The sequence below is a fragment of the Megasphaera sp. NM10 genome, from assembly GCF_000417505.1.
Taxonomy (GTDB): domain Bacteria; phylum Bacillota; class Negativicutes; order Veillonellales; family Megasphaeraceae; genus Megasphaera; species Megasphaera intestinihominis.
Window position 1 is genome coordinate 1 of sequence record NZ_APHY01000073.1, and the last position, 12,522, is coordinate 12,522.

At 52.9% G+C, this 12,522-nt stretch carries 9 protein-coding genes; 7 read left to right on the forward strand and 2 right to left on the reverse strand.

What is annotated here, in order from left to right; all coding sequences use genetic code 11:
- Nucleotides 1-735: RNA-guided endonuclease TnpB family protein (locus NM10_RS10870; RefSeq protein WP_081642507.1), on the reverse strand; the 735-nt coding region annotated here is incomplete at its 3' end.
- Between the two features lie 490 nt (nt 736-1,225).
- On the opposite strand from NM10_RS10870, the gene nifJ reads away from it, so the two are divergent.
- Complete coding sequence (gene nifJ / locus NM10_RS10875; protein ID WP_020311612.1) at nt 1,226-4,738, forward strand: pyruvate:ferredoxin (flavodoxin) oxidoreductase; 3,513 nt, start codon at nt 1,226-1,228, stop codon at nt 4,736-4,738.
- A 239-nt stretch (nt 4,739-4,977) separates the two neighbouring features.
- Here the strand turns inward: nifJ and NM10_RS10880 are convergent, their stop codons facing one another.
- Nucleotides 4,978-5,904, reverse strand: a complete 927-nt coding sequence (locus tag NM10_RS10880) for a LysR family transcriptional regulator (protein ID WP_071601854.1) — start codon at nt 5,902-5,904, stop codon at nt 4,978-4,980.
- Between the two features lie 599 nt (nt 5,905-6,503).
- On the opposite strand from NM10_RS10880, the gene NM10_RS10885 reads away from it, so the two are divergent.
- From NM10_RS10885 to NM10_RS10910, 6 genes are all read left to right on the forward strand, one after another.
- Nucleotides 6,504-7,799 (forward strand): amino acid permease, encoded by a 1,296-nt coding sequence (locus tag NM10_RS10885; protein WP_192813569.1) that lies wholly within the window; start codon nt 6,504-6,506, stop codon nt 7,797-7,799.
- A gap of 551 nt (nt 7,800-8,350) precedes the next feature.
- On the forward strand, nt 8,351-9,820 hold the full coding sequence (locus NM10_RS10890; RefSeq protein WP_020311615.1) for an anthranilate synthase component I: 1,470 nt from the start codon (nt 8,351-8,353) through the stop codon (nt 9,818-9,820).
- Entirely contained in the window at nt 9,817-10,383 is a 567-nt protein-coding gene (locus NM10_RS10895; protein WP_020311616.1) for an anthranilate synthase component II, read from the forward strand. The genes NM10_RS10890 and NM10_RS10895 overlap by 4 nt, the downstream gene beginning before the upstream one ends.
- 36 nt (nt 10,384-10,419) lie before the next feature.
- Nucleotides 10,420-11,442 carry an anthranilate phosphoribosyltransferase gene (gene trpD, locus NM10_RS10900; protein ID WP_020311617.1) on the forward strand — a complete coding sequence of 341 codons (1,023 nt, stop codon included), beginning with the start codon at nt 10,420-10,422 and terminating at the stop codon, nt 11,440-11,442.
- 11 nt (nt 11,443-11,453) lie between these two features.
- On the forward strand, nt 11,454-12,242 hold the full coding sequence (gene trpC / locus NM10_RS10905; RefSeq protein ID WP_020311618.1) for an indole-3-glycerol phosphate synthase TrpC: 789 nt from the start codon (nt 11,454-11,456) through the stop codon (nt 12,240-12,242).
- A partial coding sequence (locus NM10_RS10910) for a phosphoribosylanthranilate isomerase (RefSeq protein ID WP_020311619.1) occupies nt 12,235-12,522 on the forward strand: 288 nt, incomplete at its 3' end. The genes trpC and NM10_RS10910, both read left to right, overlap by 8 nt.

The window sequence follows — 12,522 nt, forward strand, 5'->3', positions numbered from 1 at the left end:
ATTGGACACTCTCTCATGGAGAATAGCTACGCGAAGCCTTTKTTTTCTCTTGTTTATGACTTCTTTTCTGTCTTTTGGGATTAGCTTCCGCTGTGCCTTAGCCAATCTCTTCTCTGCCTTTCGCAGGAAATCGGGATACTTAGCCTCATCCTCATCGGAAGCCACATACAAGCCGTGCATCGCAAAATCCAGGCCCAGGAAGGTCTTCGGTATGACAGGGAGTATTTGGTTTTCATACTCCACTAGCATACTGATATAGTACTTTCCGGATGGCGTCTTGCTGATGGTTACGGTCTTTATGATACTGTTCTCCGGCAAGGGACGATGCTGGCATAGTTTCACCCAGCCGACTTTCGGCAGTTTCACCTTATGGCCCTCGATTCGGACAGAGCCTTTCTGGTTGTTCGTAGAATACGAAGCACGACAATTTTTCTTTGACTTGAAGCGCGGCTTGCCGAAATGCTTGCTGTCATTCCAAAAGTGGCTGTAGGCCTTATTCAGGTTCATTTGGGCATTGGCAAGGGCTAAACTATCTACTTCCTTTAACCAAGGGAATTCTTCCTTGTACTGCGCAGGCGTGTTATTCAGCTTTTGGCCGGTTTCCTTATAATAGTCAATGCGGTCACTCAGCATCTTGTTGTAGATGAATCGGACACAGCCGAAGGTCTTGGCAAACATCATTTTCTGTTCTGTTGTCGGGTAGAGCCTGTAACGGCATGCCTTATTCACTATCATCACCTGCCTTGACTTTCCAAATCCTTTCATTCTTACTACTGATTATACTGCAAATCAACTTGTGAAGCCATTGTTTTTCTGATGGCATCGAGTCCTCAGAAAAACCTGCAATTCATCTCACCGCCTAAAGAGGCGGGAGACTTCTTGCAGAATCAGGTTAAATTTTTAGCTGTCCATTCACTAAAAACTGAAAACTACAAACTAAGGACTAAAAAACAGGCTGTCTTTGTGTGACAGCCTGTTTTTTTATGACTCTTTTTCATGAATATATACGCGTTTAGACAAAATCGGCATAAGATGAACGTTTTACTAGAAAGGCCTTGCATAAATTTTTTCGAAATAGTACAATGAAGATAACAAATAGTCATCTAAAAAATACCTTAGTCATATAGTGAAAAAAGATGATTTTATCTGCGCAATGTTAAAGATGACTCCTAAGTGTACACGGATTCTTTCAGTTACCAGGTTTTACAGAAAGGGGAAAAGTACTATGGCAAAGAAAATCTTCAAGACAATGGATGGCAACGAAGCTGCGGCTTATATTGCCTACGCCTTTACGGAACTGGCTTCCATCTTCCCGATAACGCCGTCGTCGCCGATGGCTGAACACGTCGATGAATGGGCTGCTCATGGCCGTAAGAACTTGTTTGGCACGACCGTCCAGGTTCAGGAAATGCAGTCTGAAAAAGGGGCTGCCGGTGCTATGCACGGCGCTTTGAATACCGGCGCATTGACGACGACCTTTACATCTTCCCAGGGCATGATGATCATGCTCAGCAACATGTTCAAGATTTCCAGCGAACTCCTGCCCGGTGTCTTCCACGTCGCATCCCGTACAGTTGCCACCAACGGCTATACGATTTTTGCCGGCCATGACGATGCTATGGCTATGCGCGGCACGGGCATCAGCATGATGTGCGAATCGAGTGTCCAGGAAATCATGGACCTGGCAGCTGTCGTCCATGCCACGGCTATTTCCTGCCGCATCCCGATCATCAACTTCTTCGATGGCTTCCGCACGTCCCACGAAATCCAGAAAATCGAAGTCCTGCCGTATGAAAAACTCCGGCCTCTCCTCGATATGGATGCCGTCCGGGCCTTCCGCAAACGCGGCATGAATCCGGATAATCCGGAAGCCATTTCTTTCTGCGAACCGGCTGAAACGTTTATGCAGCACCGCGAAGCCCTCAATAAATTCTACGACCGCGTTCCCGATGTCGCTGAAGGTTACATGCAGAAAATCAGTGAAATCACGGGCCGTGAATACCACCTGTTCAACTATACCGGCGCTCCTGATGCTGAATTCGTCCTCGTTGCCATGGGTTCCGGTGCCCAGACCATTGAAGAAACGGTCAAGATGCTCGTCGATAAAGGCGAAAAGGTCGGCTGTATCAACGTCCACATGTTCCGGCCCTGGTCGGAAAAGCATTTCCTGGCCGCTCTGCCGAATACGGTCAAGAAGATCGCTGTCCTGGACCGCACCAAGGAAACCGGCGCCAACGGCGAACCGCTCTATCACAGCGTAGCTGCTACCTTTGCCGTAGCAGACAATGCGCCGAAAGTCTACCACGGCCGCTATGGTATCGCATCGAAAGAATTCTTGCCGGGCGACGTCGTCGCTGCCTTTGAAAACCTCAAGGCCTTCGAACCGAAGAACGACTTCACTTTGAGCATCGTCGACGATGTTACCTATAAATCTCTGCCGCGCGTCAAAGGCATCACGACAGGTGGCAAAGGCCTGAAAGCCTGCAAATTCTGGGGCTTCGGTTCCGACGGTACAGTCGGCGCCAATAAGAGTGCCATCAAGATCATCGGCGATAACACCGATATGTATGCTCAGGCTTATTTTGCTTATGACTCCAAGAAATCCGGCGGCGTCACCGTATCGCATCTGCGCTTTGGCGATACGCCGATCAAGATGCCGTATCTCATCAATAATGCCGACTTCATCGCCTGCCACCGCCAGTCCTATGTCCATGGCTTCGACCTCCTGCGGGGCATCAAGAAAGGCGGTACGTTCCTGCTCAATACGGTTTGGAAACCGGAAGAACTGGATGAAAAACTGCCGGCTAAATTAAAACGCGCTATTGCCCGCAACGACGTCAAATTCTACATCATCGACGCTGTCGGCATTGCTCAGAAAATCGGTCTCGGCGGCCGCATCAACATGATCATGCAGTCGGCCTTCTTCAAACTGGCCGATGTCATTCCTCTGGACCTGGCTATTGCGAAACTGAAAGAATCCGTCGTCGCATCGTATGGCAAGAAAGGCCAGAATATCGTCGACATGAACAATGAAGCTATCGACCAGGGCCTGTCTGCTATCGTCAAGGTCGATGTACCGGCCGCCTGGGCTGATGCTGTCGATGAACCGGTCGACATGTCGAAACATACGAAATTCTTCCGCGAATTCTCCATTCCTGTCAATGCCCTTGAAGGCGACGACCTGCCGGTCAGCGCTTATGATGGCATCGAAGACGGCCGTTGGCCGACGGGGACCTGCGCCGAAGAAAAACGCGGCGTCGCCATGTTCGTACCGAGCTGGGATGCTGAAAAATGTATCGGCTGTAACCAGTGTTCCTTCGTCTGCCCCCATGCTGCTATCCGTCCGTTCCTGATGACGCCTGATGAAGCCGCTAAGGCTCCGAAAGGCTACCAGGACAAGGAAATCAAAGTGGCTCCGGGCTACAAGTACAATATCGTCGTATCCGTCATGGATTGCCTGGGCTGCGGCAGCTGTACCCATGTCTGCCCGAAACAGGCATTGACCATGAAACCTTTCGACGGCGAAGAATATAAAGCGGCTCTTTGGGATTACGTCATCGGCCTGCCGGTCAAAGCCAACCCGATGGATAAGAATACCGTCATCGGCAGCCAGTTCGAACAGCCGCTCCTCGAATTCACCGGCGCCTGCGCAGGCTGTGCTGAAACGCCGTATTGTAAAGTCGTCACCCAGCTCTTCGGCGACCGCATGATGATTGCCAACGCTCACGGCTGCTCCAGCGTCTGGGGTGGCAGTGCACCGGACTGTGGCTATACCAAGAACGCTCAGGGTCACGGCCCGGCTTGGTCGACATCCCTCTTTGAAGACAACGCAGAATACGGTTTCGGTATGATGCTGGCTGAAAAGACGGAACGGAAACTGCTGGAACAGTACATCGATGCCGCTATGGACGTCGCCAGCCCGGAACTGCAGGCAGCCTTTACGGAATGGAAAGAACACAAGGCTGAAAGCGAAGGCACCCGCGAACGTTCGGATAAGGTCATTGCCCTCCTGGAAGCTGAAAAAGACGGCAAACCGGCACTGGAACAGGTCTATGATATGAAACAGTTCCTGGTCAAACGCAGCCAGTGGATCTTCGGCGGCGACGGCTGGGCTTACGATATCGGTTATGGTGGCTTGGACCACGTCTTGGCTCAGGGCGAAGACGTCAACGTCCTGGTCTTCGATACGGAAGTTTACTCCAATACAGGCGGCCAGGCTTCCAAAGCTACGCCGACGGCAGCTGTTGCCCAGTTCGCAGCTTCCGGTAAGAAGACGCGCAAGAAGGACTTGGGCATGATGGAAGCACAGTACGGCTACATCTACGTCGCTCAGGTCGCTATGGGCGCCGATAAGAACCAGTTCATGAAGGCTCTCAAAGAAGCCGAAGCCTACAACGGCCCGTCCCTGATCATCGGTTATGCACCGTGCATCAACCACGGCCTGAAAGTCGGCCAGGGTCAGAGCCAGCTCGAAGAAAAACGGGCAGTCGAAGCCGGCTACTGGCATCTGTGGCGCTATAATCCGGAATTGAAGAAACAGGGCAAGAACCCCTTCATCCTCGATTCAAAACCGCCAACAGCCAACTTCCGCGACTTCCTCATGGGTGAAACACGTTTCTCGTCCTTGCAGCGCACCTTCCCGGATACGGCAGAAGCACTCTTTGAAAAGACCGAAGAAGATGCTAAGGACCGCTACGAAGGCTATGTCCGCATGACAAAAGCCTATGATGACAAATAAATAAGTTCGTTGTAAGTGAAAAAAGGAGCCGCCCCATTAAGCAAGAACACGCTTAATGGGGCGGTTTTTTTGCACTGTAGGGGTCGCCGCGTGGGCGACCCGTTAGGAATCTGGAAGATTCTCCTAGCAGACTGGTCAGAAAATCACATGTATCCTGGGACGGGCTCGCCACGTGCGAGCCCCTACGGATTATGAGCCCCTTCGTGAGACAGCCACTACAAGCCACGAACTACGAGCCACTAGCCATGCTCCCGTCCTTCTAAGAGGCCGGCCAGGATGGTGATGTAGTGGCGGGCTTCTTCGGGCAGGGGTTCTCCGGCAATCTTGATCCAGCCTACGGTCATCGTATCCAGGGGATTTTCGATGGGAATGGCCTGGATATGGCGGCCGATGATCGACGGGGCTACATGGCCCGTGCCGATGGTGTAGGCATCGGTAGACCGTATGACGCTGAACAGGGTGGAACGGTCGGTGACGTAGATGCACTGGCGGCTGGCCGGATTGGGCAGGAGCAGTTCTTCCGAGAACTGGGACTTGTCATGGCCCTGTTCAAAGCGGACACAGGGATATTCCGCAAATTGACTGGGAACGACGTGCTGACACGCTGCCAGGGGATGGCCGCTGCGGACGTAAAGACAGGGCGTAAAGGCGCAAAGAGACGTGAATTCCAGCTTGTTTTTGTGGAATAAGTCCTGCAGGAAGCGCTCGTTCATATGGGACAAGAAGAGGATGCCCAGATGGCTCTCGCGGGTGACGACGTCGTGGATGACCTGCGACGTCCGCCCTTCGCGCAGGGTGAATACGCAGGACTTGCCCGGCTGGACGTGTTGCAGGGCATGGATGAAGGCTTCATCGGCAAAGGGATAGTGCTGGGAAGAGATGGACAGGATCTGGGGCAGGTCCTGTCTTTTTTCTGCCTGGAAATGGTCGTGCATGGCCGCTGCATGGGAGAGGATGTGACCGGCATAGTGCAGGAATTCCAGCCCTGCCGGTGTGAACATGATGCCATGGCGGTTGCGCTCGACCAGGGTCAGGGAGAACTCTTTTTCCAGGTCCCGTATGGCCGTGCTCAGGCTGGGCTGGGAGATGTTCACAGCCTGTGCGGCAGCCGAAATTGAATTGTGATTAGATAACTCTAAGATATAACTAAGTTGCTGTAAAGTCATAATTAAACACCTCGAATATCAACCGTACCTATAGAATCGCATATCGTACTTTTATTGTATCAAAATAAAAAAATAGAGGAAAGTTATGAGTTTTTGATACAATAAAGGAATATTTAAAATGAAAATAAAGAATAAATAAAAACGAAAAGCTAAAAAGAGATGTCTAGCCATGACTTACAAATTATAAAGAAAATATATCGAAATTTGACTTTTTGGAAAGGACATTTCTTCATAGAAATGCTGGAATCGTGAGAACAAGTCATTCTCAATATATGAAAAACCTAGCAAATGATGAAGAAAATTTAAAGGAAATAAGTCGTTGATATAGGAATTTCCTATAAAAGTAAATTGCGCAATGAATATTTTACAGCATATACCTTCCATGTTATACTTTAAGTAAGAAATAGAACGTTTTAGTAAAAGGTGAAACGCCGACATATACATTAAATTTTACGGTTTTTGGAAAATAGACCATAACTGATATAGATAAAATGTATATGAACAGAAATTGAGAAAGGGGAGCCGATGACATCGACAAACATGTAATGTTAAGAGAGACACTTTATTTTCAAATGTATCCATCATAGGAGGTAATTCATATGAACTCAACAGCAGCATTGGCCCGGCAGGCGGGCATGACAGATGCACAATGGAAAGAAGCCGTCAAGTTCGACAGTACGGACTGGGGCTGGATTATTATGAGTATCGGCATGGCCATCGGCGCCGGTATCGTCTTTTTGCCCGTTCAGGTAGGCCTGGTTGGCGTATGGGTTTATTTATTCTCAGCTATCATCGCCTATCCGGCTATCTATCTCTTACAGTGCTTATTCATCAATACCCTGGCAGATTCGCCGCGGTGCGAAGATTATCCCAGCGTCATCAGCGGTTACCTCGGTAAGAACTGGGGCTTCCTCCTGGGGATCCTCTACTTCCTGAGCATCCTCATCTGCGTCTTCATGTATTCGACAGCCCTGACCAACGACAGCGCGTCCTTCCTGTTTTCCTTCGGCGTAACGGACACGCTCCTGTCGGATAGCCCCTTCTACGGATTGGCCATCATCTGCGTCATGGTCCTCATCGCCTCCCGGGGTGAACAGCTCCTGTTCCGCGTATCGACGCTCATGGTCCTGACGAAATTGTTAGTCGTCATCTGCTTGGGCGGCATCATGATCCAGCATTGGAACCTGGCCAACATCGGCGTCTTCCCGGACCTGGGCTACCTCGTCAAGAATACCATCGCCATGCTGCCGGTCACGCTGACATCGATCCTCTTCATCCCCAGCATCAGCCCGATGGTCATTTCCTACCGCTCTCACAACAAGTCCATCCACGTCGCCCGTTATAAAGCCATGCGGGCTATGAAAATCGCTTTCTCCGTCTTGTTCATCACGATTTTCTCGTACGCTATGTCCTTCAACCTGGCCCTCGGTCATGACCAGGCCGTCCTCGCTTACTCCCAGAACATTTCGGCCCTGGCCATCGTTGCCAGAGGGTTTGATGGCAGCGCCGTCAAGATCTTCAGCCTTATCCTCAACATCTTCGCTGTCATGACGGCTTTCTTCAGCGTCTTCCTCGGCTTCCGTGAAGCCTGCCAGGGGGTTGCTATGAACATCCTGCGCCGCTTCATTCCGGAAGAAAAAATCAGCAAGACCGTCGTCCGTCACGGCATCCTCATCTTCGCCGTCGCCGTCGCCTGGGGCGCCATCGTCCTCAATGCACCGGTCCTCAAGCTTTTGACCCTGCTCGGCCCGATCTTCGGTATCATCGCCTGCCTCATCCCAGCATACCTGGTTTACAAAGTCGATGCCCTGCATAAATACAAAGGCATCTCCCTGGTCCTCATCGTCTTCGCCGGCATCCTGCTCATCATCTCGCCGGTCATCGCTATGATGTAGGGCGTGCGTAAAGGACTCTGTCATCAGGAGTGACTCATTCGTTCGTAAAGTTTGTAGTACAGAGTGTGTAGTTTGTAGAAGAAGGTTTTAAATTTTTTACCATTTGCTGAAAACTAAAAACTACAAACTTAAAACTCAAAAAGAGGCTGTCTTCATGCGACAGCCTCTTTTTTGCCAGTAAAACGATTGTCTTTAGAATATGGACAAAAATCTCCTTGACAGGTTAAAAAATGCGGTGTATCATACAACCATCAAATGAACATCGTCCATGAAACCTTTGAGGCGGAAGTAAAAACGATGACGTGCACGTACAGAGAGCCGGGGTGCTGAGAGCCGGCCGACGCAGCTCGTTAAATGGACCGCTGAGGGCGCAGTCAAAGGCCGTAAGGCTGAGTATTCTGCGACGTGTTGGCATACGTCAGTTGCCGGGAATATGTTGGTATTCCGTCGAGAGTAGGGCTCGATCCCTGAAACAAGGTGGCACCGCGGAACTTAATCCGTCCTTGACAAGTAACATTGTCATGGACGGATTCTTTTTTTAGGAGGCTCATATGGAAACGCTCAGTCTGGAACAGGTAAAAGCATATCAAGGTGAATATAAGGTCGTGCCCATCTGCCGCAGCATATATGCCGACGTCCGCACGCCCATCGAAGTATTGCGCATCGTCAAGAACATCAGCTCTCATTGCTATTTGCTGGAAAGCATGGAAGACTCCCAGCGCTGGGGCCGCTACACTTTCATCGGCTATGACCCGCAGATGGGCCTGTACTGCAAGGACAGCACGGTCCACATCAAGACCGGCGCCGAAGTCCAGATCCATACGGACCATCCGGAACAGCTCATTTCCCAGATCCTGGCAGATAATAAGGCGCCGCGCCTTTCGGACCTGCCTCCCTTTACGGGCGGCCTGGTCGGCTACTTTGCCTATGATTTCATCAAATACGCCGAACCGTCGCTGAAGCTCAATGCCGTCGATGATGATGGCTTCAACGATTTCGACCTCATGTTGTTCGACAAGGTCATCGTCTTCGATAACCTGAAACAGCAGATTTACCTCATCGTCAATGTCCGCCTCGACTCGGTCGAAGAAAATTACAACCGGGCCCTCCTGGAAATGAAGCGCATGGAAAGCCTCATCTGCGAAGGCAAGAAGGCACCGGACGTACCGCTGCAGCTCAAGAGCGATTTCAAACCCTTGTTCAATGAAGAAGAATATTGCCAGATGGTCGAAAAGGGCAAGAACTACATCCGTGAAGGCGATATTTTCCAGGTCGTCCTGGCCAACCGCCTGAGCGCCGAAGCCGAAGGGAGCCTCCTCGATACGTACCGCGTCCTGCGGACCATCAATCCGTCGCCGTACATGTTCTTCTTCTCTGGTGACGATATCGAACTGGCCGGTTCTTCGCCGGAAACGCTGACCCGCCTGGAAAATGGCGACCTCTTCACCTTCCCTCTGGCCGGCTCGCGGCCGCGGGGCAAGACGCCGGAAGAAGACCAGGCCTTGGAAGACGAACTCCTGCACAATACCAAGGAACTGGCCGAACACAACATGCTCGTCGACCTGGGCCGCAATGACCTGGGCCGCATCAGCGAATTCGGCAGCGTCCACGTCGAACGCTATCTCGACGTCCTGCGCTTCTCCCACATCATGCACATCGGCTCGACTGTCCACAGTACGATACGCAAGGACAAGACGGCTGTCGATGCCATTGCTTCGGTCCTGCCGGCGGGCACCCTGTCGGGGGCGCCGAAGATCCGGGCCTGTGAAATCATCGACGAACTAGAAGGCCACAAACGCGGCGTCTACGGCAGCGCCATCGGCTACATCGACTTTACCGGCAATATGGACTGCTGCATCGGCATCCGCCTGGCTTACAAGAAAGGCAATCACGTCTATGCCTGCTCCGGTGCGGGCATCGTCGCCGACAGCATCCCCGAACAGGAACATCAGGAATGTCTGAACAAGGCCAAAGCCGTCGTCATTGCATTACAGCAGGCTAATGGAGGAATCGACAAATGATAGTTCTCATTGATAATTACGACAGTTTTTCTTATAATCTCTACCAGCTCCTCGGTCAGTTCGACCCGGATATCACGGTCATCCGCAACGATGAAAAGACCGTCCAGGATATTGAAGCCATGCATCCGGATCACCTCATCATTTCACCCGGTCCGGGCCGTCCCGCCGATGCCGGTGTCTGCGAAGAAGCCATCAGCTACTTCGCCGGCAAGGTCCCCATCCTGGGCGTCTGCTTAGGCCATCAGGCCATCTGCGAAGTCTACGGCGGAACCATTACCTATGCCAAGCAGCTCATGCACGGCAAACAGTCCGTAGCGACGCTGAAAACGGACAGCCCGTTGTTTAAAGGGCTGCCGGAACAGGTCGACGTCGGCCGTTATCATTCCCTGGCCCTCGACCCGGATACGCTGCCCGAAGAATTGGAAGTCCTGGCCCATACGGAAGACGGCGAAATCATGGCCGTCGGTCACAAGCAGTATCCCGTCTACGGCCTGCAGTTCCATCCCGAATCGATTTTGACGCCCCAGGGGCCGATGATGGTAGAAAATTTCCTTACATTATAAGTAATATAGATGACTCTTTGAATGGAGGTACTTACGATGATTAAAGAAGCGATTATCAAGATTGTCAATAAAGGCGATTTGACTTACGACGAAGCCCATCAGGTCATGATGGAAATCATGAAAGGCGAAACGACGCCGACTCAGAACGCCGCTTTCCTGGCTGCCCTTTCGACGAAGAGCACCAAAGCCGAAACGATCGATGAAATTTCCGGCTGTGCCGAAGCCATGCGCTCCCTGGCGACGCCCGTTCCCCATCCGGGCATGGAAGTCCTGGAAATCGTCGGCACCGGCGGTGACGGCGCCCATTCTTTCAATATTTCCACGACGTCGGCCATGGTCCTGGCCGCAGGCGGCGTCAAGGTCGCCAAACACGGCAACCGGGCCGCTTCATCCCTGTGCGGTACGGCGGACTGCCTGGAGGCGCTGGGCATCAACATCCAGCAGGACCCGCAGCTGGCCTTGAAGATGCTCGAAGAAACGAATTTCTGCTTCCTCTTTGCCCAGAAATACCACGCTGCTATGAAATACGTCGGCCCTATCCGCAAGGAACTGGGCTTCCGGACGGTCTTCAACATCCTCGGCCCTCTGACCAACCCGGCCAAGCCGGAAATGTTCCTCCTCGGCGTCTATGACGGCTATCTCGTCGAACCGCTGGCCAAGGTCCTGGCCTCCCTCGGCGTCAAACGGGGCCTCGTCGCTTACGGTCAGGAAAAACTCGACGAAATCTCGCCGAACGGCCCGACGACGATCTGTGAACTCCGCGACGGTTATTACCGGACATCGGCCATCAAACCGGAAGACTTCGGCCTCACGCCGGGGACGAAAGAAGACCTCGTCGGCGGGACGCCGGAAGTCAACGCCCAGATTACCCGTGATGTCCTGTCCGGGAAAATCCAGGGGACGAAACGCAATGCCGTCCTCATGAACAGCGGTGCAGCCTTCTTTGTCGCCGGCAAAGCCGATTCCATCGCCGACGGCATCCAGCTCGCAGCCAGCCTCATCGACAGCGGCAAGGCGACGGCAGCCCTGGAAAAATGCATTGCCGTCAGCGACGAGTGAGAAGGTGCCCTATGATATTAGATGATCTTACGGCAGCCGTTGCCAAGCGGCTGGTCACGGATAAACAGCAGGCCCCGCCGGAAGTCATGAAGCAGCGGGCCCTGGCAGCTCCGAAGAAAGAAGGATTCCCCTTTGAAAGGAACCTGAAGAAGCCGGGCTTGTCTTTCATCTGTGAAGTCAAGAAGGCCTCGCCGTCGAAGGGCCTCATCGCTCCCGATTTCCCTTACGTCGCCATTGCCAAAGAATATGAACAGGCCGGCGCCGCAGCCATTTCCGTCCTGACTGAACGGGATTACTTCCTGGGCAGCCCGCAGTATTTGCAGGAAATCGCCGCTGCCGTCGATACGCCGGTCCTGCGCAAGGATTTCATCATCGACGAATACCAGATTTACGAAGCCCGGGCCTTGGGCGCGTCGGCTGTGCTCCTCATCTGCGCCGTCCTAGACGACGACCGGCTGCGGACCTTCTTCCAGCTGGCCGATTCTCTGGGCCTGTCGGCCCTGGTCGAAGCCCACGATGAAGACGAAGTGCGCCGGGCCATCGCCATCGGTGCCCGCATCATCGGTGTCAATAACCGCAACCTCAAGGACTTCACGGTATCCCTCGATACGAGCTGCCGCCTGCGGCCGCTGGTACCGAAGGACATCCTCTTCGTCGCCGAAAGCGGCATCAAGACGGCAGACCACACGAAGGTCCTGCGCGACCACGGCGTCGACGCCGTCCTCATCGGCGAAACCTTCATGCGCAGTCCCGATAAGAAAGCCATGCTCGACGAGCTGGCCGGAGGCTATCGTGGTTAAGGTCAAGTTCTGCGGCCTCAAGCGGCCCTGTGATATTGCCTGGGCCAATGAACTCCGGCCCGATTATGCCGGTTTCGTCTTTGCCGGCAAGAAGCGCCGCGTCAGCGACGACCAGGCCGCAGCCCTGCGCAAGGCCCTGGACCCGTCTATCCCGGCCGTCGGCGTCTTCGTCGATGACAGTCTGAAACACATAGGGCAGCTGGTGACGGCCGGGACCATCCAGATCGTCCAGCTCCACGGATGCGAAGACGACGCGATGATCGAAGCTGTCCAGCAGACC

What these genes read in the sequence shown, in the direction of transcription:
- NM10_RS10880 (WP_071601854.1), bottom strand. Translation starts at nt 5,904, where the DNA reads ATGACTTTACAGCAACTTAGTTATATCTTAGAGTTATCTAATCACAAT.
- NM10_RS10895 (WP_020311616.1), top strand. Translation starts at nt 9,817, where the DNA reads ATGATAGTTCTCATTGATAATTACGACAGTTTTTCTTATAATCTCTAC.
- trpC (WP_020311618.1), top strand. Translation starts at nt 11,454, where the DNA reads ATGATATTAGATGATCTTACGGCAGCCGTTGCCAAGCGGCTGGTCACG.
- trpD (WP_020311617.1), top strand. Translation starts at nt 10,420, where the DNA reads ATGATTAAAGAAGCGATTATCAAGATTGTCAATAAAGGCGATTTGACT.
- nifJ (WP_020311612.1), top strand. Translation starts at nt 1,226, where the DNA reads ATGGCAAAGAAAATCTTCAAGACAATGGATGGCAACGAAGCTGCGGCT.
- NM10_RS10885 (WP_192813569.1), top strand. Translation starts at nt 6,504, where the DNA reads ATGAACTCAACAGCAGCATTGGCCCGGCAGGCGGGCATGACAGATGCA.
- NM10_RS10890 (WP_020311615.1), top strand. Translation starts at nt 8,351, where the DNA reads ATGGAAACGCTCAGTCTGGAACAGGTAAAAGCATATCAAGGTGAATAT.